Origin of the sequence: Planctomicrobium limosum (genome assembly GCF_051465645.1) — a bacterium.
Classification (GTDB): domain Bacteria; phylum Planctomycetota; class Planctomycetia; order Planctomycetales; family Planctomycetaceae; genus Planctomicrobium.
Window position 1 is genome coordinate 5,152,363 of record NZ_CP195790.1, and the last position, 23,304, is coordinate 5,175,666.

Here is a 23,304-nt window from a genome sequence, read left to right on the forward strand (position 1 = left end):
CGCTATGGTCTATGGAATGACGTCATCCAAAAGCGAGATTCCCACGACCTGGGATTTCTGGACAAGAACGCGGGTGCGATTGATGTTGATCCCGTGTCGGACTGCTTCGATGATGTATTGATCTCGGGTCGTGCTCGAATCCCTGAGGTCATGAGCATCCGCGTCTTCCAGAATGAGATACTGAGAGTCTTCACCTGTCAGTATACCCAGGTAGACGTAGGGAGAAATCAGATCGAGAACGACAAGTTGTCCGACGAACTCGTTGATGACGTCTGAACTGTTCACGAGAGTCCTTTTGTCTTCGCAGCCAGATTCTTCCGCCGCAGTTGCAGATCATGGAGATCTGTTTCGCCTGGTGAAGAATCGCAGTTGAATCTCAGGCTTGCATAGTCACGGTACCATGTCGCCAAATCCTGCGACGTTGTCAAGTTTCGCTCTTTTTCAATTCTTGTGGCAAACGTCAGAACCGACTCGGAAATACGCCTGGAAAATCCATGGCGTTTCAACACGTGGTCCATTCGAAGCCGCTCTTTTGCCAGTGGGTGGGCATCTCGAAGCAGATTGAAACTGGGAGAATATCGCTTCCACCCAATTCCCAATGCAAGGATGAACAAAACCGAGATACCAACAATGACCGAAGTTGTCCGAAGCAGCAGGATCATTTGATTCCAGAAGTCTGCAGAACTCAATTCGTTCAGCAGACGTCGAAATTGGATAGTGATTGCGTCCTTCCATGCCTCAAAAAATCCCGATTGAGATGATATTGGAATGCCGTTGCCTGGGGTTGCTTCGACTGTTTTCCAGCATTGTTCTTCAACGTCATATGCTTCCGCCCAGGCGTGTGCATCTTCGTTTCTTACGATCCATTCGCCATTGATCTGGTTCTGATTGGAAACAACAAAGCCTGTCACGTATCGCGCCGGAATCCCCTGTAATCGCAACAGGATGACTGCGGATGTCGCGAAGTATTCACAGTGAGCAGGCATTCGTTTCATCAGAAAGTGATCCAGGCGATCCACTTCGGCGATCAGATCATGTTCGATCGAATACTTGAACTCGTTCTGAAGGAATTCCGTGACTGCGTTGATCTTTGCTGTAGAAGTGCGGTGAGGTTTTCCAATCGCATTCGCAAGGTCTTCAACATATGGCGAAATCTCATCCGGAACCTGAAGATAGATGGGATTGATCTCGTTCCAGGGAACCTTGGGAAGGGTTCCGGTATGAATCGTGTAAGTTGCTCGACTGTTCTCGCTATCTCTGCGGATTGTGCCTCCTGTTGACATGTAGATCAGAAGGGAATGGCAAGTCAGCTGATATGTATTGAGCGGCATGAAGCAGTTCCCGCGGATCTGCTTCTCAAGTACGTCAATCACCATCTCTTTCGATTGCTGTGACGTGTTTTTCGCTATGAGAAACTGTTGCTGGCTGCCATTTTCATCTGCATCATTCGATCCTCGTCCAACCGAGGGGATGATCGGGCGTTTCTCGCCTGTCATGTGCCATCGATTCCCCCGAAAGTAGTCGAAGACGATCCCTCGCAGGTAATCAGGGCGATCAGTCGATCTGATTGTCAGGGCAATATCTCGATTTCCGAACTGCCTGATCGAGGAGACATCAGACAGGCCGCCTGTTCCCGAAAAGCCCTGACTTGTGTTGAACTGGTCCTTGGAAAAGAGAAGGTTGCTGACGAATCGTTCGAGCTGGTTTCCGTATTTTTGAAACAGGTTGGAGACGCGTTGACTGGTGTAAAGAGAGGTCGTAAGAACGATTCCAATCAGGCAAAATCGCAGCCATCCTTCATGATGACCATTCTTCTGAAGAACTCTGACTCGACTTGATGCTGCGAAGAAGACCCAGCAAGCCAGGTAGATCATGTTGATGGACACGATTGTCGCGCGGTCATTTGTTGATACGCGGACATCTTCGGAAAGGACGATGCCAATGCTGGAAATGGCCAGGAACCAGATCGGGAGACGGTAGCTGTATGACTTCAGAAACAGCATGGCCAATTGCATCGTGATGCAGGCGCAGGCGATTTCGTATGCTCCTTCGGTCCCAATGAATCCCTTCGCCGAAAAGTCATGAATGACGAATCTGCTGCGATAGAGATAGAACGCCATGATGGACAGCCCGACCATCAGGGCAGGAACTCTGATCTGGAGGCGGAACTGAGGTGCAAACCATCCTGCCAGTGCAAGAGCAGTGACAGGGAGCGGGCAGGGTTGAATCAGTGTCGCCAGGCAGAAGTTCTGGATGAGAATCAGAATGACTGCTGCTGTTCTCTGGAGATTCGGCAGTCGTCTGATGCCAAACCAGTCGTCATTTACAGTGGACATTGTTCCCCCTGTAAAATCTGGTTTGATGTCAGCTGGGTAAGGGGAGTGTCAGTCGAAATCAGAGTGGTCGTTGGTGTTTCCCGAATCAGGAAAATCTTCAGGCTGCATCCGCTGCGAACGATCTGATTCACCAGTTCTTGTCGAGCATCGTCCCAATCCAGAAAGATGCAAATGACAATCGATGTTGACTCCAGTGAATCGCGAATGCTGGAGTTGAGCTCTTCGAACGGATTCTTTGGGTTAGGGTCGAGCCCGGCGAGAATTTCGAGGATGGAATCGAGATAGGTGGAGCTCGATGAGTTTGTTTCAAAATGAAAGAGTTCCGGGCCAGCAGCGAAAATTTCCACACTCGAACCCTGATGATCGAGTGAATCTGCAATCGCCGCGGTCAGGCTGATTGCCGCTTCGAGTTCTTTTTTAGCCTGAGCCGAGACTCTCCCCCAGATGTGTGGAATATGGGTGTCGAGAACGATGGAGACATGGGAGCAGACTTCCTCCTGGTATTCGCGCACAACAGGTTTCCCAACCCGTGCCCAGGCTCGAAAGTCGAGACGTTTTGAAGGTTCGCCTGGAATGTATTCTCGGTTGCCTTTGTATTCTGCAGTGTTCCCGGAATGGGCTTCTTGTAACTGACCTCCGGATTGAAAACGATATGAAATTGGCAGCTCAAGATGTTCCAGTGGTTGATACTGGGGGAGCGCAACAATTCTTTTGATCGGGACGGCGGTGTTGCCGACTCGGAGGAAGTTGAGCGGGAACGTGCTGTGCATCCAGATGTCAGGGATGACATGGTGCCCACGGTGATCGACGCGAATGTGAACTGGCAGTGATGCGAATTTCCCTCGCCCGAGATAGGGAATCATTGAATTCGCATTCACATGATGAAGGCCTGACGGAAGCTGAAACGCTCCACACATCAGATCGAAAGCAGGGAAATAGCCAAGATTCTGAACGGTGATCGTCCCGGACGCGGTCTCTCCTGCACTGATCCGTTCGGGAAATGCGGCCATGACTTTCAGCTTGGGCCGGAAGATGGAACCCGTCAGCTCAATGAACCCGAAGAGAACAACAATTCCGGAAAAGATCTGGTGAATCGGGATCTCGACCGTAATGATCCCGCAAGCACTCAGGAACATCAATAACACTGCCATCTGGCCGACTGGAGTCAGTCTGTATTGGAAGAAGAAAGCGATCTTCTTCATCAGCCAGCTTTGGCGGCGTTTCATGCAGGCACCGGAAACTGTTTGATAATTTCTTCGACGATCTGTTCTTTCGAGATCGTTCCGTAGCGTGCTTTGGGGGTCATGACCAGACGGTGAGCGAGGACATAAGTGGCGAGTTTTTGCACGTCGTCTGGCAAGACAAAATTGCGTCCGGCAAGGAACGCGCACGCTTGGACTGCTCGAAAGAACATCTGCGAACCGCGAGGACTCACGCCAAGCTTGAGCAGTGGGTGTTGTCGTGTTCTTCCGACGATGTCGACGATGTATTCCGCAATGCTGCGTTCCATTTGTACCTGACGGACCGCAGCTTGTAATTCGGCGACCTCGGACATGTTCATCACCGATTCGGTAGGGACATCGTTGATGGCGGCCCCGTGGTACAGAATTTCGACTTCCATGTTCCTGTCTGGATAGCCGACCTTGAGCTGCACAAGGAATCGGTCGAGCTGGGCTTCCGGCAACGGATAGGTTCCGTGGAAGTCAATCGGGTTTTGTGTTGCCAATACCAGAAACGGATGCGGGAGCTGGTAGCGTACCCCTTCAATTGTGGCCTGGCCTTCGCTCATCGCTTCCAGCAGAGCGGACTGCGTTCTGGGAGATGCGCGGTTGATTTCATCGGCAAGCAGAATGCTGCTGAAGATGGGGCCCTTTTTGAATGTAAAGGAGCCGTTTTGGGGATTGTAGATTGATGCCCCAAGAATGTCGGATGGGAGCAAATCCGGCGTGAACTGAACCCGTCGGAACTCGGCATCAAGACTTGTCGCGAGCGCTTTCGCGAGCGTGGTCTTTCCGACACCAGGGACGTCTTCCATCAAAATCGAGCCACCGGCAAGCAGTCCGATCAGAAGAATGTCGATGGTCTCTTCTTTTCCGCGGATGACTTTCGCGAGATTCCGCTGCAAGAGTCGTAAACGATCTTTCAGCGCTGCAAGTTCCTCCGGCTTCAGGGCAATCTCATCGATTCCACTGGGCTGAGGGGGATATCCGGACGGAATAGGCTGACCTATGGAATTCCCCTGACTCGTCAAGTGTTCCATTCGTAACGGCTTTAACTGTCCAGACCACTTTCTCTGGAGAGGAGTGGTCGATTCAACCGGATTGATGCAGGTGCGGATGGGCAATCCGCCGACAAGTTGTCGTCTGGACGAGTCTAACAGAGCAGATAAAGCGTGGCCAATCCGAATCCATGTGGAATTAGTTGAAAGATTTTGATTGGATTTGGTTGAATTTGCTTGAGGCGACTGGCTACGATCGACTGTGTCGACGCGTGCTTTGGTAAAGCGGGATGGACGGGGAGATTTCGGATGCTATTGGATCAACGACGCCAAAGCATCTTGAATCTTGTGGAGTGCAAAGGGTTTGCATCACTTCGAGAGATTGTCGACGAGATCGAAGTGAGTGAATCGACAGCGCGGCGGGATTTGGAATATCTTGAAGGGATTGGGCAGATTCGACGGACGCGAGGCGGTGCAGCGTTCGTTGGTGAGTCCCTTACGGGTTTTGATGATCGTCGCAATCTCGCGTTTCGGGAGAAACAGAGGATCGGGAGGTTCGCTGCTGATCTGATCGGGACCGGTGAGACGATCATTTTAGATGGCGGGACGACAACCCTTGAGGTCGCCAGATACCTCGCTGGGAAGTCATTGCAGGTGGTGACCAATTCCCTGCCGATTGTGAATCAACTGGTTGGGATGTCAGATGTGGAAGTCGTGTTCCTGGGCGGCTACCTGTACCCGAAGACAGGGGTGGCCTTGGGAGAACTGACGGTTGCGGCGTTGAAGCAGATTCACGCCAGACGGTTGGTCATGGGAGTCGGCGGGATCACCTCGGCTGGGATATTTAACTCAAATTCCCTGCTGGTGGAGGCTGAGCGTCAGATGATGGCGTCGGCCGATGAGGTTGTTGTCGTGGCTGACAGCAGCAAGTTTGGGCATTCTGAGTTGGTGCGATTGTGTGGGTTGGAATCGGTGCATCGTCTGGTGGTGGATGCCGGATTGCCAATCGAGTGGCAAGAGCAGGTGAGAAGCTTCGGGATTGAGTTAATGATCGTTGACGAGCCTGAATAAGAATTCAGGCTCGAAGGCGTTGGGCAAATTGACCAGCAGCTTCGATGTGAGAATTGGAAAGACAGCTCATGGCGGCGGAAAGCTTTGCAGGCGTGGGACGTAACGACATCGAGCAGGTCGTCCGGTCCGTATTGAGCAAGCATCTTGGGAAAGCTGCACCAGTGGCGGCTGCGCCAGCGAAAGCTCCCAATCCTCTTCTGGTGAATATCTCTGCCAGACATTGTCACCTGACTGACGAACACATCGAGATTCTGTTCGGCAAAGGTCACAAGTTGACCCCGTCAAAATGGCTCTATCAGGAAGGCTATTTCGCCGCTGAAGAGACTGTCGCCATCGTTGGTCCTCGTCGCCGGATGCTGCCTGAAGTTCGTGTTCTCGGACCATCCCGCGGAGCTTCACAGGTCGAACTGGCATTCACAGATTCTATCTCTCTGGGGCTCGATCTCCCGATTCGGATCAGCGGGGACGTCGCTGGAACGCCGGGCTGTCTGATTGTGGGACCCAAAGGGAGCCTGGAATTGAAAGAAGGAGTCATTCGTGCCATGCGACATGTGCACATGTCACCAGCCGATATGGCTTACTACAACGTCAAGAGTGGTGACGTGATGCACCTGCGAGTCGAGTCACCAGCCTGCACGACGGTGCTGGAAGACGTTGTGATTCGCGGCGGTGATGACAAGATACGACTAGAAGTTCACCTCGATACCGATGAAGGAAACGCGGTGAATCTGACTAAGGCGACTCACGTAGAACTGGTGAAACCGGTTGGATGTGGTTGTCATGCAAAATAGGTTGAGATCCCGTTGAGTTTCCGCTTCGGAAGCAACGGGATCTTTGCCATTTGCTGCGGCATAGAGATGTGAAATCAAGACCTGCGATTGCAGGATGAAGTTAAAGAAGAGTCGACGCAGAGTCGCTCTCGAAGAATCCCTTTTATCCCTCCTGGAGAATTGACAATGGCTCGTGGTAACGAAGCACTTGGAATGATTGAAACCAAAGGGCTCGTCTGTCTGATTGAAGCGACCGACGCTGCTCTGAAAGCGGCCAACGTGACGATGGTTGGCTGGGAAAAAATCGGAAGCGGTATCGCAACTGTTTTCCTGACTGGTGACGTTGCTGCAGTGAAAGCTGCCGTCGACGCTGGTGCTGCCGCCGCTTCAAAAATCGGCGAAGTGATGAGCGTTCAAGTGATTCCACGTCCACACGAAGACCTGGAAACCATTCTGCCAAAGAAGAAAGACTAGTCTTTCTTTTCGCATGACGTGACTGGTGAAGAACCGGTTCTCTCATGCGAGGCAAACACAACGATTCCTTAATGAGCCGTTGCTGTTTGTAAATGAAATTGATGCCGTGTTTGCGACGTTCTGAATGCTGGGGATCTCCCCCGGGAATCAGACTGTGGAACACGAAAGAATGCCGGCGAATGATTTGATTTTGCCGGCCAGTAGATGCGACATTCGAACCACGCAATTGCTTCAGGATATTCTGCTATGAACGACGCCATTGGTCTCGTTGAAACCAAAGGACTGATTGCATCAATCGAAGCGAGCGATGCAATGCTCAAGTCTGCCAATGTGACGCTTGTAAAACAGCTCAACATTGGAAATGCATTTATTACGACCATCATCCGCGGCGACGTCGGTTCCGTCCGCGCTGCTGTTGATGCTGGTTCTGCTGCAGCAGCAAAAGTGGGTGAAGTACTCAGCGCACGCGTCATCCCACGTCCTGCAAACGGATTGATGGAAAACTTCTAAGCCTGCCTAGGGTTGGATGTGTCGTGCGTGCAGAGCAATCTGCAAGAGTGTTACTCCTCCAACATGACGGCGGTTGATTTCCAGAGAATCATCTCGAAAAGTGAATATTCAGGAGTTCCGAGTGAAGGTTCTGGTTGCCAATCTGGGGTCGACGAGCTTCAAGTACCGACTGTTCGACATGGCGTCGGAAACTCAGTTGGCACGCGGGGGAATTGACCGGATTGGTCAGGATGCGGACTCGATCTGTGTGGCTGAAGTCGGAGAGCACACAAGTCGTGAAGAGAAGCGTATTCCTGATCATGCCGCAGCTGTCCGGATGTGTCTGGACCAGTTGACCGATCCTCAAACCGGTTGCCTCAAGTCGGTCTCGGAAGTTGCTGCAATCGGATTCAAAGCCGTTTTTGCAGGACGACTTTCAGGAGTACGTCTGGTCGATGAAAAGCTGTTGGAAACGATGGAGGCTTTGGCCGATGTCGCACCAGCTCACAATCCACCGTATGCCAGAGCGATGCGTCAATTAATGGCGTCATTTCCTGAGATCCCGCTGGTTGCCGCACTGGAAACCGCGTTTCACGAGACGATTCCACCTGAATATCGCACCTATTCCGTCCCGTATGAATGGACTGAGAACTACGAAGTCCGTCGTTGGGGATTCCATGGGGCGAGCCATCGGTTTATTGGAACTCGAATGGCTCAACTTCTTGGACGCGATGACGCCAAGGTGATCTCATGTCACCTCGGCGGCAGCAGTTCAATCTGTGCGATCGAGGCCGGGCAATCAAAGTCGACCTCAATGGGCATGACACCTCAATCCGGATTGCCACAAAACAATCGGGTCGGGGACTTTGATCCATTCGCACTGCGACTGGTGAAGCGTTTGACAGGGAAAGATTACGACACCCTGTTGAACGAACTCGCTTCTCAAGGGGGATTGCTTGGAATCAGCGGTGTCTCGAATGACCTCCGGGACATCGAAAACGCAGCTGAAGCTGGAAACGAACGGGCGAAGCTCGCCATTCAGGTTTATGCCGCAGACATCAAACGCTATGTCGGGCAGTATCTCGCTGTGTTGAACGGGGCAGACGCCATCGTTTTCACTGGCGGAATTGGCGAGAATAGTTCGATCGTCCGCAATCTGGTTTGCGACAAGATGTCGTATGCCGGGATTGAGCTCGATCAAACAAAGAACGAGTCGTTAAAGGGAGAAGTGCAACTCTCAACGGATCGTTCGAAAGTTCAAATCTGGACGGTGCCGACAAACGAAGAGATCGTGGTCGCCCGACAGACTGTTGACGTAGTCAGTCGCTGAAGGAAGCGGATACCTGATTAAGTTACTGACTGGATGGAGATGCGGTCCAGACAGCAACGAGATCAGGTCAATTTTTCGCAGTTTTCCTAAGTCCTTGTGGCGAGCCACGAATCATGTTCCTTGCAAAAGTTACCGGCAATTTGACAGCGACACAAAAAGTCTCCGCCATGGTGGGGCAGACGCTGTTTATTGTCGAGCCGCTTCGAATTGATGAGCAGTCACCAGACTCGTTGAAGTCAACCGGACGGACGTTTATTGCAGTGGATACGGTTGGGGCTGGTGAAGGGGAAACTGTCCTGATCGTTCAAGGTTCGAGTGCCCGATTTACCGAAGAAACAAAGGCCCTGCCGATCGATTGTGCGATCATCGGGATTGTCGATTCGGTACAGGTTCATGGGCAGAACGTATTTCGAGCAAACGGCGACTGATCTCCAGACGGAATGCACGCGACTCAACGGATTGAATGGAACCTGAGGAAAAATGAAGCAGATCGAACACACTCCTGAAGCAACGCTCAAGGCAACTCAGATCATTGCCTTGGCATTGATTGCTGGAATTGTGTCGACTTGCGGAATCGTCGTGTTCCTGGGGCAGAATGACCTCATCAGAATCCCTCCGACAGGGAATCTGATCAGTCTGGTGATGGTTGGGTTGACGGCATTAGGCCTGATCGTCCTGACTTTCCTGTCGATGCTGCCAGCACCTGAGAAAGCTGAACCTGCGAATTTGCCATCGATCTGGCAGGGACGCATGGTCGTTCGATTCATTTTGCTCGAAGGGGCGGCGTTGTTGAATGCCGTTGCCTACGTCGTTGAGCTGCAATGGTGGTCGCTTGCGGTACTCGTTGGAGTTTTCGCTCTGATGCTGGTCCTCTTCCCGACGAAGGCGCGATTCGATCGATTTCTGAAATCTCATCCATCGGCGACTTTTTAAGGAGGCCGATATGAGTGACCCGAATCAGATCGCGGAATGAAGACGACGCTTCTGACATTGTGAAACGCGAAGAAATACGATTGTTGTGAAATAGCAGGACGTGTGAGATGCAAGCAAACGAAAATACAATTCGCGCAGTGGTCGAAGAAGTCCTCTCCGAACTCGGACGCCAGCCAAAGTTCAGTGGCACTGCACCTGCGGCGGCTCGCAAGGGTGGGATTCCTGTGATCTCTGCCGGGGCGTCTGCACCAGCTTCTTCGAGCTATGGGTATTCCGGAAGCGGAAACTACGGTGTCTTCGATAACGTCAACGATGCTGTGAATGCTGCGACAGAAGCGTTCAAACAGCTTCAAAAGAAGACTTGGGCCGATCGTGAAAAAGTCGTTCAGCTTGTGAAAAGCATGTGCGAAAAGAACGCCGACCAATGGGGTCGCGCGGAGATGGAAGAGACCAAGATCGGTCGCGTCGATCACAAGATCGAAAAGCTGAAGATCATCAAACTGGTTCCAGGCACCGAGTTCATCAAGCCGGACTGTTACAGCGGTGACAATGGATTGACTCTGGAAGAATACGCGCCGTTTGGAGTCGTCGGGGCCATCACTCCAGTGACACACTCTCTGCCGACTCTGGCAGGCAACATTGTGAATATCGTTGCTTCCGGGAATACAGTTGTCTTTAACCCACACCCAGGTGGGAAGAACATCGCTTGTGCTGGCGTGCAGGCCTTCAACAAAGCCTTTGCTGAAGCCATCGGGATCGAAAATCTCGTCACCATTATCAGCAAGCCAACGATTGAGACCGCCAACGAAATCTTCGCCCACAAAGGGGTTCGATTGCTGCTCGTCACCGGCGGCCCAGCCGTTGCTCGAGCTGCGTTGCAGTCTCCGAAGAAGGCCATTGTTGCAGGTCCAGGTAACCCGCCAGTGGTTGTCGATTTTACGGCCGATCTGGAAAAGGCTGCGAAGTGTATCGTTTCCGGCGCAGCGTATGACAACAACCTGCTCTGCATTGGAGAAAAAGAAGTCTTCGCAGAGCAGAAGATCTTTGATCCGTTGATGGACGCAGTCAGTCGTCATGGTGGATATCGCCTGAACGCTCAACAGATTGATGCACTGACGAAGCTGGCATTCGCACCACCTAAAGAGCCAGGTGGACACGCGATCTTGAATCGGGATTTCATCGGGAAAGACGCTGCAGTTCTTGCTCAGGCAATCGGCCTGAACGTCCCTGCTTCAACCCAGATTCTTTACGGGGAAACGGATACAAAGAACCCGTTCGTCCCTGAAGAACAGATGATGCCTTTCATTCCGTTCGTCCGTACCAGAGACACGATGCATTCGATCGAGCTCGCTCTTGAGTTCGAGCACGGTTATGGGCATACCGCGCTGATTCACTCACGTGATGTGCAAACAATGAATCTGATGCAGCGAATGGCGAATACAACTCTGTTCATCAAGAACGGGGCGAGTATGGCTGGACTCGGACTGGGCGGAGAAGGGTACTTGTCCTTCAGTATTGCGACACCAACTGGAGAAGGGGTCACCACGCCACTGACCTTCACCAAGAAGCGTCGTAACTCCCTTGTGAACTAACTCAGTCGATGTCGGTCAGAGAAGGGCGAGAGTCTGATCTCTGACCGATGTGAACGGTGTGACGAAGATGAATCTCGCACTTGTCATTGGGAATGTGACTTCGACCGTAAAGCATCCATCGATGAATGGGTGGCGGTTGTTGATCGTGCAACCATTGACTGCAGATGGTGGTGACGACGGCGAGCCGTTACTCGCGATTGATAGTTTTGGTGCCCCAATTGGGGGGAAAGTGATCATCAACTCCGATGGCAAGGAGATTGGAGAGATGATGCAATCCAAAACGACGCCAGTGCGATGGATGGTGATGGGGCAGCCTGATTAGACCGATCCGGTCTCAAGAATTGAAACGATGTCATTTTCGCCTGAAACTATCGACCGAATTGTTGCGAACGTCCTGAGCCAGCTCAGTGGATCACGCCCGGTTCAGGTTGCGCCTTCCGCTGCGAAATTATCGACACCAGCATCTGCAACACCATCCGTTCCAGCACGTGTTGTCGTTGCACCGTCGGGAGAGAAGGTTGCGTTGAGTGAAGCAGTGATTACTGCTGACAAGCTGGAAGCGATTGCGATCGGAGCCACGGTTCAGGTTGGGCCAAAGGCGATTATCACGCCAGCCTCACAGGACGTGATTCGTACTCGCAAGCTCCTGATCGAACGACAATCGCAATTGCAGTCGAAATCGAACTCAACAACGGAGACACAGAAGGCGGCTTCATCTGTTGGGAGTTCGCTTCTGATTGTGGTGAATAATGTGAAGCCGCTGGATCAGTTGTGGACCGAAGTTTCCGCACAGTGGACTCGTGAGTTTGTCGCCTGTCCAGATGACGCTGCAAGATTAGCGGCCGCTGAAGTGAGTCGAGGCGGCGCATCAACGGTCGTTATTCTCACAGAACAGACTCACCGTGCGGCCTGTCTCGCAAATCGAAACGAACGTGTGAAGGCGGTGGCGATTCGTGATGCTGGCGACATCCGGCTGATTCGAAAGCAACTCCGAGTGAATACCTGGTGTCTGGATGGGACAGGGAAGTCGTACTTCGAGTTGAAGAATCTCTTCCGAGAGATGCAATCGAAATAGTGAAACCGAATCATGAGAATTGGCGAAGTCATTGGTCGTGTCACACTTTCTCAGTGCCATCCTGATTTACAGGGGGCCATCTGGAAGGTTGTTGTCACGCTTGATCGCCAGGGATTGCAGGGAGATGCCAAAGGGCGTGGAGAGCCGCAGATCGTTTTCGACGAACTCGGTTCTGGTCCTGGGGCGATGATTGCAATCAGCGATGGAGCAGAGGCTTCGGCCCCGTTCTTTCCCAAGCTGAAACCGATTGATGCGTACTGTGCAGCATTGCTGGATGAGATTCGAATCCCAGCTGCGAAGAGTAAGTAAAGCCGGTCACGACTGGCTGTGTGCATAGCGAACAAGACATTTGTGAACTTACGGCATCTGCCGTTGGGTAGAGACTGAAAAGGACGAGACGATGTATCACCCACTGTTTAACAATCCTGAGATCAAGGAATGGATCTGCGAGATTGGACGCCGCGTCTATAACAAAGGATTTGCTGCGGCTAACGATGGAAATATCTCGTATCGCGTCGGTGAGAACGAAGTTCTCTGTAGCCCAACGATGATCTGCAAAGGCTTCATGAAGCATGAAGATATCTGCATGGTCGACCTCGACGGCAAGCAGCTCGCCGGGACGAAGAAGCGGACCAGCGAAATCCTGCTGCACCTGACGATCATGAAGCATCGCCCAGACATCAAGGCGGTTGTTCACTGTCACCCTCCACATGCAACGGCCTTTGCTGTTGCTCGTGAAGCGATCCCGCAGTGTGTGCTCCCAGAGATCGAAGTATTCATGGGCGAAGTTCCACTCGCTCCATATGAAACACCGGGAGCCCAAGGGTTCGCCGATACTGTTGTTCCGTTCCTGAAAGCAACGAACACAATCATCCTGACGAACCACGGAGTCGTCAGCTTCGGAAAAACTCTGGAAGAAGCGTACTGGAAGACCGAGATCCTTGACGCATACTGCAAGATTCTGATTCTCTCCAAGCAACTGGGGGGAATCACTTACCTGAATGAGCAGAAGTCACGAGAACTGCTCGATCTGAAGAAGCGCCTCGGGTTCGATGATCCTCGATTCCACTTCGAAGATTGCGATCTGTGCGGCAACACCGCGTTTCAGGAAGGCTACAAGTCGGTCAATGCTCCTCAGCCTGCGACTTCAGCTTTTGACGCCCCACCGAGCTACCCAGGCTACTTGAAAGCACCGTCATCATCCGGCAGCGACAACGAAGCGCTGGTGCGAGCGATCACAGAAGAAGTTCTGGCCGCTTTGCGATCCAAGTAACCAAATTCGCTTCTGAAATCTCTCGTAAAGAGAGCCGATCCAAACTGCAGGGGAGCTTTCGTTTCGAAAGTCTCCCCCTGTTTTATTGGGGGGGATCGCTTCAGGCGAGTGTCAGCGCGATGGCTTTAAAAGCAGTGAGCGACGGCCAGAAAAAACTGATTCGAAAAGCAAGGCTCAATCGTAAGGGGGCATTCCCCGGTGCTGCTTACTCACGTAGGAAGTTGTTTCTGATTCCATTCGTGAGGGCGGTGCGAGTCCGGTTCGATCTCTCATGTGGCTGCGGAAACTTTGAATACGGTTTCTTAAATCTCAACGAATCTGTAGACTTCCGAAACCTCGGTCTCGACCGGTTTCTGGTGTGTCAGCGGCGACTGTTTGCTGGCTTCGTCGGGAGTCGGTTTTCAAGGCAGGCATAATACCGGCGCCTTGTTTGCGAGAGTTTGAGGATGTGTAGTCGCAATGTGATGAAATATCACGATTTGTGATTCAGGCCAAGTGGCGGAATAGGCAGACGCACAGGACTTAAAATCCTGTGTCGCGCAAGCGGCGTGCGGGTTCGATCCCCGCCTTGGCCATTTTAATAGAACGTTGGAAAGTCGACGAAATCGAGCCGTTTCTGGCTCGAAGATGGGAACGGGAGATCGGCCATCGCTTCGGCCGGATCGTCAATTGAGGTCTGAGTCGGACCACTTCTTTGGTCTCGACGAGTGAAATGCCCCCCTTTGCAGTCGCATCGACTGTGGCTCGCGTTTTCTTTCTTGCGAAATCTTGGCATGTATCAAGGCAGGAAGCCCCGAGTTGAGGGCCGCATGTCATTGGCGAAAAGTAGTTTCAGTAAATTCGCTGAATTACGAACCTGGATTTGCCGCCGATTTTATTGATTCGCCGTCGGGGCGTTCTTAAATTCATCCCGTGCTGCGGATGGGCGACGACTGCCGCAAGATCGGGACAGTGAGAGAATCTATGTGGTTCAACTGGACCTCATGAATAAGTAGTTGCGATAGCAGCCTTTCTTCTGCAGGTAAGTAAACTCCGCTGGTTTAATGTAAATGTATACTATAGGCTGATTCCCATGAAATTCTGGTATACATCGCGGGCTGAGTCATCGGTTAGACCAGCGATGTAATCGACGATCAATCGTGCTCTTTCGATCCATTCTTCCTCATTACTAGCGCCTTCTGAAATTCGTGTTTGATATACATTGAGCATTCTGCGTGACAATTGATTGAATACTCGCACTTCAGTATCAAGTTTGCTGCCTTTCGGCATCTCATGTTGTTTTAGGAATAGCTCAAAGTCCGTTCGGGAAATTTGTAATAGCATTCCGAAGTGATCGAGCAGGCCGCGAACAATCCTGCTTCCGGCGATTTCAATTCTCTGCGCTTCCGGCGACGTATAAATGAAGCGTCGAGCGAATCTTTTCAGGCACTTTAAATGTTTTCCGGATTGAATCTCGGCTGATAATTCCTCTCCTTCTCCACTCTGGTATTTCTCAATGTCCTTGGCAAATAGTTTAGATGCTTCTTCAATCGTACGCTGGGCAATTGGAATGGCGACTTGATATTCGAATGATTCTAGATCACCATTTGGGATGAGTGGGCTTTGCTCGATTTGCTCGTCTTTACAGATCTTTTCCATTTCCGCTTTGTACTCGCGGGGATTTGTGATCTTCTTTTCAAGACTGTCGCTGATGTCACTCAGGCAGTATCCAATGTCATCAGCCAGTTCCATGAGATATGCGAGAAAATACCGATGGTCGGGCTTATGGTTGAGTAGGTCGCATGCATCTAGGTAGCGATCTTTCTCGCTTAGGAATATGCCTCTCTTATTGGAGAACCGGCTTTTAGGATCTGCGCCTTCAAAATAAGGGTATTTCACGGAAGCAAGCAAAGTAGAACAGGTCAAATTGAAGCTGTATTCGTCGATTTTCGAATGCAGTCGCGTGGCAATACGGAAACCCTGTGGGTTTCCATCAAAATTTCGGAAGTCTGACAATAACGTTTCAAAATTGTCTGCTGTTTGACAAATGCAAGACGGAAAAAAGTCAGCGAGATTCTTTTGTGTAAACCATGCTTTAATTGCCTCCTCGCCGAAATGTCCAAATGGAGGGTTGCCTATGTCGTGAAGGAGGCAAGCATTCTCTACGATTGCAACCATGCATTCGCTCTGGATTTGAGTTGCTCTTCCATTTGATTCCAACTCATTTCCTACTCGACGGGCAAGTGTTCGACCAAGGTCAGAGACCTCAAGGGTGTGGGTTAGTCGATTTCGAACAGAAGTGTTCGTTTCCAGTGAAAACACTTGAGCCTTCTTCATCATCCTTCGAAAAGAGGATGAAAACACAATCCTAGAACGATCGCTGTAAAATTCGTCTCGCAGATCTCGTCTAATCGTTGATCTACGCAGTCGGTTTTTGCTTAGATACTTGTTGAGGATCACGCTATGAAAATCCTTTTGATGTCTCATTGTTCAGGCTTCGATTCGCTAAATGTATCAAAGTTTGGTGATCCATTTCTAGGGGCTTTGGGGCTCCTAGTTGCGTCGTATTGGTGAAGTAAGCCATGTCTTCATAAAAGATCTAGTTGGTTTAGAAGATTTAGCGTTTAGGATTGGAGTATAGTTCTTCTAGGCTGCGTTTCTGGTCAATGTTGTTGCGAGGGCAGTGACACTTTGCAGGGAGAGGGGCTGGTCGCTTCCGATTTCTAAACTTCAATCAGAATTTGGTGGAGTGGAGTGGAAATTAGTTGCAATCATCGGAAGTGTAGCGGCAGCCGTTACGCTAGCAGGCGAGGGGATTTTGCTTGTGTTGAGCCCTTCTGTTTACGGAATTCGCTCTCTGAATTCGCTGGCGTGGCCCTGGTTACTTCAGTGGCTTTAGGGGTGCTCTGTCCGTTCGTGTTCCCCTTCTCTATTCTTTCATTGCTCAGTGGCTGATACGATGCTGCATTGAGTGGCCCGAGACGGCTGGCATCCTTTTTGTTTGCGACTGAAATTGATCGATGAAAACCGACGAACTTCGCGAAAAATACCTCGAATTTTTTGAATCCAAGGGATGCATCCGCCGGCCAAGCGACGTTCTTGTGCCACATGGGGACAAGTCTGTCCTCTTCACACCTGCGGGGATGAATCAGTTCAAAAATCAGTTTCTGGGGATCGGCCCTCTCGAGTTCACCAAGGCGACAACTTGCCAGAAGTGTATTCGTACAGGCGACATCGGGAACGTCGGGGTGACTGCGTATCACCATACGTTCTTCGAAATGCTGGGGAACTTCTCGTTTGGTGACTACTTCAAACGGGAAGCGATTCACTGGGCATGGGAGTTCCTGACCGACAAGAAATGGCTGGGACTGGCCAAAGATCGCCTGACAGTCACCGTTTATCTCGATGACGACGAAGCGTATGGCATCTGGGAAAAAGAGATTGGCCTCGCGACGAAGCAGATCCAGCGCTGCGACGAGTCCGAAAACTTCTGGCCGGCAAGTTCTCCAAGTCAAGGTCCAGACGGGGTTTGCGGCCCGTGTAGCGAGATTTACTTCCACCCGCCAAGTGGCAAGGAAGTGGAAATCTGGAACCTCGTGTTCACCCAGTTTAATCGCGTTGGGAATCCCCCGAACAATCTTCATCCGCTGCCGAAGAAGAACATCGATACCGGGATGGGCCTGGAGCGATGTGCTGCCGTGATGCAGGGAGTCGAGAGTAACTTCGAAATCGACACCTTGCGCCCATTGTGCGAGGCTGCCGGTGCTGCTGTCGGTGTGAAGTACTCCTTTGACGGCGAACAGGGGCGCCCTTTACGCCGTATCGCCGACCACATTCGTGCGGTCACGATGTGTGTCCACGAAGGGGTTGTTCCGAGCAACGAGAAGCAGGGCTATATCGTCCGGTTGCTCCTGCGTCGGGCATTGCTGGAAGGGTATTTGCTCGGGAAGCAGGATGCGTTTCTGCATTCGCTTGTACCGGCAGTTGTGGACGCCATGAAGCGTCCTTACCCGGATCTGCTGGAGTCTTTGGGCGCAGCTGCGAATACAATTAAAGAGGAAGAAGAGCAGTTCCTCGGCATTGTCGAACGCGGGCTCGGACGATTCCAGAAGATTGTCGATCGTTCGAAGAAGGGCGATTCAGTTGTCACCGGGGAAGATGCATTTCTGTTGCATACCCAGGAAGGCTTTCTGATCGAGATGACCGAGGCGATGGCGGCCCGTCATGGTATGAAGGTCGATACCGAGACTTTCCAGAAGTTACTTGATCAGCACCGTGAGACGAGTGGCCGTGGTTCGTTCTCAGACTCTGTGATGGCAGAAGGTCCACTGGACGCCATTCGCAAAGGGGGCGGGGCGACCGAGTTTCTCGGTTACGACTCGACTCATGGGGTCGGCAAGGTGATCGGGATTATCGCGAATAAAGAGTTGGTATCGTCGCAGGCTGCATCGGCCGGTGGTGAGCCGATTGCTGTCGTGCTGGATCGCACTCCATTTTACGGCGAAACAGGCGGGCAGGTTGGCGATACCGGAACACTGACTTTTTCTTCTGGCGGATCTGGTGTTTTCGACGTCATCGATACCCAGCGCGATGGCGATCTCGTTCTGCACGTCGGTCACCTGAAGTCAGGTGTTTTGAAGGTGGGAGATGTTGTTGAAGCGGATGTCGTTGCGGATCGTCGTGACGGAATTCGCCGTGCTCACTCTGCAACACATATTCTGCATCATGCATTGCGAATGACCTTGGGAGCAAATGCTCAGCAACGGGGCTCGCTTGTTGATAATGATGTGCTTCGATTCGACTTCTCGAATAAGGGGCCGATGTCGCAAGAAGAGATTCTTCGTGTTGAAGATGAAATCAACTCCCGAATTGCAGAGGGTGCGTCTGTCGGAACCGAGGTGACAGACCAGCAGACTGCAAAACAGCGCGGCGCCATGATGCTCTTCGGTGAGAAATACCCAGATAAGGTCCGCATGGTGACCATGGGGGACTTCAGTGTTGAGCTTTGCGGGGGGATTCACCTGTCCAATACAGGGCAGGTCGGATTATGCCGCATTGTCTCTGAAGAAGGGGTCGCCAAGGGGGTACGTCGAATTGTGGCCTATACCGGCCGCAAGGCGTTGCAGCATGTTCGTGAAGCTGACGACCTGTTGAAGCAGGTGGCAATCAGTTTGAAGGTTCCTCAGTTACAGGAGCTTCCTCGCCGCGTTGATCAGTTGATTGCCGAGTTGGCTCAGGCAAAGAAAGACATTGCGAAGTTCACTCAGGCTGCCGTTGCCGATTCCGTCGGTGAATATCTGTCCAAAGCAGAGGCGGTTGGAGAATCAAAGATCATCGCCATTCGTCTGGACGGAATTGATCGGGACACTTTGCGAAGTTATGCGGATCGCCTTCGTCAGGAAGGGAAGTCGGCTGCGGTGCTTCTGGCGACCGAAATTGATGGCAAGGTCTCGCTTCTCGCTGCAGTTACCCCGGATCTGGTGAAAAAAGGCGTGAAAGCTGGCGACGCAGTTCGCGAGGCGGCCAAGTTGGTTGGTGGGGGCGGTGGTGGACGTCCGGATCTGGCGGAAGCCGGAGGAAAAGACCCAGCGCAGATTGACGCGGCTCTGAAAGCGGGAGCGGCCGTCTATCGTAACGCTATGGGAGGATAAGCCTTGGACTGGCAGCAGGGGGGAGGGCTGACCCTTCCCGGACTCTGCCCGGTCCCTGTCTCCCTATCGTGGAATATGGATTCACTTTAAGAAAGAGCGGGGCGGAATTGACGTGAGGTGGTGGCCCATTAAAATTGGGCACTTGCAGGATTCGTAACGACTTGTTCGATATCACCGAACCGTTCAGCCCTCCGCGAGTCGCTCAATAGGAGAGGACTTATGCAGATTGAAATTACTTGCCGCCACGGTTCGATCAGCCCAGATTTTCACGACTACATCAGTCGGAAAACTGCAAAGCTGTTGAACCACTTCGAACGAGTGACCTCGATTCAGGTCACACTGGATTACGAGGGTGGTCGAGTTAAGACTGAAATTCTCGTGAACTCAGAACACAAGCACGACTTCGTGACGTCTCAGACGACGGGCGAAGAAGAAGCTGGTGCATGTTTCGATCAGGCACTCGCAAAGATGGATCAGCAGATCCGGAAGTATAAGGACAAGATTCAGGATCATCGCCGTGACAAGCCACTCAATGAGTTGGCTGCTGGCTCTTTAGAAGAAGCTCCTGAGTAGTAATCTGCACCTGGCCGTCGATCAGGATGGATTTTCCTTTTCGACGGCCTGTGTTTTTCACCAGAACGCTCTGAGGGCCGGCAGCAGTAAAGTGCAAGCTGAAATGCACGCTCGGGACTGGTAAAGGCTGCGGTTTTTCCTGAGTGAAAGAGCCGGGTTCGGTTATTTCAGAGTGTTTATTCTTGGTTCTGCGTGTCTGTAAGGCACGTTTCGCAGTAGTTGAAAATCACCGGGGAGACATTGTCTCTTGATTTTCCCTTGGTGTTGATGCCGTCGGTGTTGTCATGTTGCCATTGAGAAATCACAATATACGCGGCGATCTGTTTCAGAAAAGTTCTCGAATAGCTCACGACAGGCAAGAATGATCTCTGCCTGTGACGTCTGTTGAACGTAAAAGGATGTATCGAATGCGACTTACCGAGTTTGTGGTTCCGAATGCAATTTTGCCACAGCTGCAAGCCGACTCGAAGCAGTCCGCAATCCGGCAGATGGTCGCCAGTCTGATGAATGCCGGGAAGATTCGCCCAGCCGACGAAGAAGCGATCGTCTCTGCCATTTCTAAGCGGGAAGAGCTGGGGTCGACCGGGATCGGCCGTGGTGTTGCGGTTCCACACACAAAGCATGCTTCAGCTGAGTCGATCATCGCAACAGTGGCCTTGTGCCATAGCGGTCTGGACTTCGAAAGTCTCGACGGTGAAGATGTTTACATCCTGTTTCTGCTGATTTCTCCTCCAGATCGCCCTGGTGACCACCTCCGCGGGTTGGAAACCATTACTCGCCATCTGAAGAACGACGACTTCTGTAACTTCCTGAAACAGGCAACGACAGTTGAGGCCGTTGTCGATCTGCTTCAGGAAGCGGACGAAGGGCAGACATAGTTCTCGGTTGTCGAGTCGACTTTGCAATGGTCGATATCACTTTCGAGATGGAACTTCTTAACAGCTGAAAGACTCTGATTACCCAGATGAGTGGTTCTGCATTGATCACCCGGCCTGTAAAATTGAATCTGACGCAGGGATTGCACATTCGTGCCTGTTCCCGCGTTGTTGCGTTGGTCGGTGGATTTAATGGTTCGGTTCGAATTCGATATGGAACCCGAACCGCTGATGCCAGTTCGATGTTTGATCTCATGCAACTGGCAGCGCTCCCAGGTGCAGATCTGACCATCGAAGGGCAGGGGGACGGAGTTGAATCTGTGCTGGATTCGATCGAGCAGTTCTTTTCTAAAACGTCAGAATCTGCAAGTTAGTCGCGGTTTTAACGCAGGTGACATTGTGGTCATCACGATTCATCTGTTTTGAATCCGTAGGTCGAACGGGTTGCTTTGCGGTAGAATATAAGTCATCTACACAGAGCAAATACGGGAACTTGCGTGCTGATTTCCGGTTTTGGTGCTGAGTTGAAAAAATGAGGGACACCCAGCGTGTTCTTCGCATTATCAACTGGCCGAATATCGGAGACACGCAGGGGAGAGTAAAACGGCAGACTCAGTTTTGCTGTTGAATTCGTTCGCTCGCTGGAAGCGATCGGTCGATACGATTTTATGAATGGGTTAAGCCGGGCGAATTTGTGATTTGAGAGTCATTGGTGTTCGTTGACAGCGGGGTTTTGGGGTTTCTGCGGATGAACACGACAGAAGCCGCTCCCGAGCAGTTTAAAGCGACCACAAAATGCTTGAAAGTTACAGTACGAAGATGCGCTTACCGCGAATCGTGTTGAATTGAGCAGGAATTTTGATGCAAGTTAAATACGGGATTGCTGCTTCACCCGGTATCGCGATCGGCCCCGCATTTGTTCTGGGGGTCGAAGATTTTCGCGTCCCTCAAAATACGGTGAGTGTCGACGCTGCGGATTCAGAAGTCATTCGTTTACGCTGCGCGCTGGAAAATGTTGCTCGCGAGATTTCTGTAAATGAATCGCTTGCTTCGCAGCATCTCGGAAAAGAATACGCCGCGATTTTTGGTGCTCACCTGCAATTCATTCGTGATCCGAAGTTGATCGCGGAGATGGAGTCGCGGATTCGGGAGCAGTTTCACTCCCCAGAGTACGCCGTGACACAAGTGCTGCGGCGGTTTGCACATGGGTTGCAAACCCTCGGGAATCAATATCTGGCGGAACGTGCTGCAGATATTTTCGATCTTGAGCGGAGTTTGCTCAGACATCTACTGGGAGAACAGCGCGAAGAACTGTCACACCTGACAGCGTCTGTTGTTGTTCTTGCTCATAATCTGACCCCCAGTGAAACAGCGAACCTCAACCGGAAATTTGTTCGCGGGTTTGTTACCGAGATCGGTGGAAGTACCAGCCATACCGCAATTCTTGCAGGGGCGCTCGAGATCCCGGCAATTGTCGGAGTCGGAAGTTTTCTGACCTCCGTTGCGGGGGGAGAAATGGTCATTCTGGACGGCGATGAAGGAAAAGTCATCGTCGGTCCTGATGAGGAAACCCTGGCCCATTATCAGGCGGCGCAGGCTCGGTTACGCACGAACACGGCAAGCCTGCAGGCACGTGTTGACGTTCCCGCAGAAACCCGAGACGGCACCCGAATTTCGGTTTACGGGAACATCGAGTTTCCTGCCGAGGCAGAACACTGTCGAAATCGTGGAGCCGACGGGATCGGATTATACCGCACCGAGTTTCTTTATCTCGGGGCAATGCGTGAGCGCACAGAAGAGGATCACTACGAGGCCTATTCTCAGGTGATCCGGAATTTCCCTGGAAAGCCAGTCGTCATTCGTACGCTGGATCTGGGGGCAGATAAAGTTCCTGGTGCTCTGGAAGATGTATTTCGGGACATGCCAAACCCGGAACTCGGACTGCGGAGTATTCGGGTCAGCCTTGAGTACCTGAGTCTGTTTCGAACTCAGTTGAGAGCCATTCTGCGAGCTGCTGTCGAAGGCGATGTTCGGGTGATGTTTCCCTTGATTTCATCCCGGAGTGAGCTGCGTCAGGCAAAGATGGTGTTTACGGATGTTTGCGAGGATCTGGAGGAACAGGGGATTACATTCCGCGGGGACATCCCTGTTGGAATGATGGTGGAAGTTCCGTCTGTTGGTCTGCTTGCTGATGAATTTGCTCGAGAGGTTGATTTCTTTTCGATCGGAACCAACGATCTGATTCAGTATACGCTTGCGGCGGATCGTTCTGATCCAACCGTCGCTAAGTATTATAACCCTGCAGATCCAGCCATTTTGCTCCTCCTGAAGCGGATTTTTAACGCTGGTGAGAAGGCCGGAATTCCGGTGAGCGTGTGCGGGCAAATGGGCTCTGACCCCAAGTTCGTCCCGTTGCTGCTCGGGCTGGGGCTTCGCAACTTCAGCGTGACTCCGCAGGCCATTCCGACGATCAAGGAATTGATCCGGAATCTGACAATTGCGGACGCCGAAGAAATTGCAGCGCGCGCCAGTGAGATGGAAGTGGCTCGCGATATCGAGTCCTACCTGCGTGGCGAATTGAGGCGTTTTCTGCCGAACGACCAGAATTAGAGTCTGTTTTCGGCAGAAATTGCATTTGCATCAGGCGAATTCGGCAAAGGTCACC

General features: G+C 51.8%; 22 protein-coding genes and 1 tRNA gene. 18 read left to right on the forward strand and 5 right to left on the reverse strand.

Annotated elements, in window-relative coordinates:
• Positions 1-9: 9 nt before the first annotated feature.
• From SH527x_RS19470 to SH527x_RS19485, 4 genes are read right to left on the reverse strand one after another with little or no spacing between them, the layout of a single operon-like run.
• Positions 10-285, reverse strand: coding sequence for a hypothetical protein (locus SH527x_RS19470; protein ID WP_437192359.1), 276 nt, complete (start codon positions 283-285; stop codon positions 10-12).
• Positions 282-2,336: a transglutaminaseTgpA domain-containing protein gene (locus SH527x_RS19475; RefSeq protein WP_437192360.1), complete on the reverse strand. Its 2,055-nt coding sequence runs from the start codon at positions 2,334-2,336 to the stop codon at positions 282-284. The genes SH527x_RS19470 and SH527x_RS19475 overlap by 4 nt, the downstream gene beginning before the upstream one ends.
• Complete coding sequence (locus SH527x_RS19480; protein ID WP_437192361.1) at positions 2,324-3,562, reverse strand: DUF58 domain-containing protein; 1,239 nt, start codon at positions 3,560-3,562, stop codon at positions 2,324-2,326. Before SH527x_RS19480 ends, SH527x_RS19475 begins: the two co-directional genes overlap by 13 nt.
• The gene (locus tag SH527x_RS19485; protein ID WP_437192362.1) at positions 3,559-4,596 is read right to left on the reverse strand and encodes an AAA family ATPase; all 1,038 of its coding nucleotides are present in this window, start codon (positions 4,594-4,596) and stop codon (positions 3,559-3,561) included. Before SH527x_RS19485 ends, SH527x_RS19480 begins: the two co-directional genes overlap by 4 nt.
• Positions 4,597-4,863: 267 nt before the next feature.
• Between SH527x_RS19485 and SH527x_RS19490 the strand changes: the two genes are divergently transcribed.
• The 13 genes from SH527x_RS19490 (at position 4,864) to SH527x_RS19550 (ending at position 14,136) form a co-directional block, all read left to right on the forward strand.
• Entirely contained in the window at positions 4,864-5,625 is a 762-nt protein-coding gene (locus tag SH527x_RS19490; RefSeq protein WP_437192363.1) for a DeoR/GlpR family DNA-binding transcription regulator, read from the forward strand.
• A 68-nt stretch (positions 5,626-5,693) separates the two neighbouring features.
• Complete coding sequence (gene pduL / locus SH527x_RS19495; RefSeq protein WP_437192364.1) at positions 5,694-6,416, forward strand: phosphate propanoyltransferase; 723 nt, start codon at positions 5,694-5,696, stop codon at positions 6,414-6,416.
• A gap of 165 nt (positions 6,417-6,581) precedes the next feature.
• Positions 6,582-6,869 carry a BMC domain-containing protein gene (locus SH527x_RS19500; RefSeq protein WP_437192365.1) on the forward strand — a complete coding sequence of 96 codons (288 nt, stop codon included), beginning with the start codon at positions 6,582-6,584 and terminating at the stop codon, positions 6,867-6,869.
• 246 nt (positions 6,870-7,115) lie between these two features.
• Positions 7,116-7,379, forward strand: a complete 264-nt coding sequence (locus tag SH527x_RS19505; RefSeq protein ID WP_437192366.1) for a BMC domain-containing protein — start codon at positions 7,116-7,118, stop codon at positions 7,377-7,379.
• 121 nt (positions 7,380-7,500) lie between these two features.
• Positions 7,501-8,688 carry an acetate/propionate family kinase gene (locus SH527x_RS19510; RefSeq protein WP_437192367.1) on the forward strand — a complete coding sequence of 396 codons (1,188 nt, stop codon included), beginning with the start codon at positions 7,501-7,503 and terminating at the stop codon, positions 8,686-8,688.
• 113 nt (positions 8,689-8,801) lie between these two features.
• Positions 8,802-9,116 (forward strand): EutN/CcmL family microcompartment protein, encoded by a 315-nt coding sequence (locus SH527x_RS19515; protein WP_437192368.1) that lies wholly within the window; start codon positions 8,802-8,804, stop codon positions 9,114-9,116.
• Between the two features lie 52 nt (positions 9,117-9,168).
• Complete coding sequence (locus SH527x_RS19520) at positions 9,169-9,621, forward strand: hypothetical protein (RefSeq protein ID WP_437192369.1); 453 nt, start codon at positions 9,169-9,171, stop codon at positions 9,619-9,621.
• Positions 9,622-9,728: 107 nt separating this feature from the next.
• Positions 9,729-11,213 (forward strand): aldehyde dehydrogenase, encoded by a 1,485-nt coding sequence (locus SH527x_RS19525; RefSeq protein WP_437192370.1) that lies wholly within the window; start codon positions 9,729-9,731, stop codon positions 11,211-11,213.
• A gap of 67 nt (positions 11,214-11,280) precedes the next feature.
• Positions 11,281-11,535 (forward strand): EutN/CcmL family microcompartment protein, encoded by a 255-nt coding sequence (locus SH527x_RS19530; protein ID WP_437192371.1) that lies wholly within the window; start codon positions 11,281-11,283, stop codon positions 11,533-11,535.
• Between the two features lie 27 nt (positions 11,536-11,562).
• A complete protein-coding gene (locus SH527x_RS19535; RefSeq protein ID WP_437192372.1) occupies positions 11,563-12,288 on the forward strand; it encodes a hypothetical protein in 726 nt (241 codons plus the stop codon).
• A gap of 12 nt (positions 12,289-12,300) precedes the next feature.
• Positions 12,301-12,597 carry a EutN/CcmL family microcompartment protein gene (locus SH527x_RS19540; protein ID WP_437192373.1) on the forward strand — a complete coding sequence of 99 codons (297 nt, stop codon included), beginning with the start codon at positions 12,301-12,303 and terminating at the stop codon, positions 12,595-12,597.
• A 91-nt stretch (positions 12,598-12,688) separates the two neighbouring features.
• Positions 12,689-13,561 (forward strand): class II aldolase/adducin family protein, encoded by an 873-nt coding sequence (locus SH527x_RS19545; protein WP_437192374.1) that lies wholly within the window; start codon positions 12,689-12,691, stop codon positions 13,559-13,561.
• 489 nt (positions 13,562-14,050) lie between these two features.
• Positions 14,051-14,136 (forward strand) — tRNA-Leu (locus SH527x_RS19550).
• A gap of 481 nt (positions 14,137-14,617) precedes the next feature.
• On the opposite strand, the gene dgt is transcribed toward SH527x_RS19550, so the two are convergent.
• On the reverse strand, positions 14,618-16,027 hold the full coding sequence (gene dgt, locus SH527x_RS19555; protein WP_437192375.1) for a dGTP triphosphohydrolase: 1,410 nt from the start codon (positions 16,025-16,027) through the stop codon (positions 14,618-14,620).
• Between the two features lie 533 nt (positions 16,028-16,560).
• Here dgt and alaS point away from each other — a divergent pair.
• From alaS to ptsP, 5 genes are all read left to right on the forward strand, one after another.
• Positions 16,561-19,191: an alanine--tRNA ligase gene (gene alaS, locus SH527x_RS19560; protein ID WP_437192376.1), complete on the forward strand. Its 2,631-nt coding sequence runs from the start codon at positions 16,561-16,563 to the stop codon at positions 19,189-19,191.
• Between the two features lie 219 nt (positions 19,192-19,410).
• On the forward strand, positions 19,411-19,764 hold the full coding sequence (hpf, locus tag SH527x_RS19565) for a ribosome hibernation-promoting factor, HPF/YfiA family (RefSeq protein WP_437192377.1): 354 nt from the start codon (positions 19,411-19,413) through the stop codon (positions 19,762-19,764).
• Between the two features lie 407 nt (positions 19,765-20,171).
• Positions 20,172-20,642 carry a PTS sugar transporter subunit IIA gene (locus tag SH527x_RS19570; RefSeq protein WP_437192378.1) on the forward strand — a complete coding sequence of 157 codons (471 nt, stop codon included), beginning with the start codon at positions 20,172-20,174 and terminating at the stop codon, positions 20,640-20,642.
• A gap of 86 nt (positions 20,643-20,728) precedes the next feature.
• A complete protein-coding gene (locus SH527x_RS19575) occupies positions 20,729-21,013 on the forward strand; it encodes an HPr family phosphocarrier protein (protein ID WP_437192379.1) in 285 nt (94 codons plus the stop codon).
• Between the two features lie 487 nt (positions 21,014-21,500).
• Positions 21,501-23,249 (forward strand): phosphoenolpyruvate--protein phosphotransferase, encoded by a 1,749-nt coding sequence (gene ptsP / locus SH527x_RS19580; protein WP_437192380.1) that lies wholly within the window; start codon positions 21,501-21,503, stop codon positions 23,247-23,249.
• Positions 23,250-23,304 lie beyond the last annotated feature (55 nt).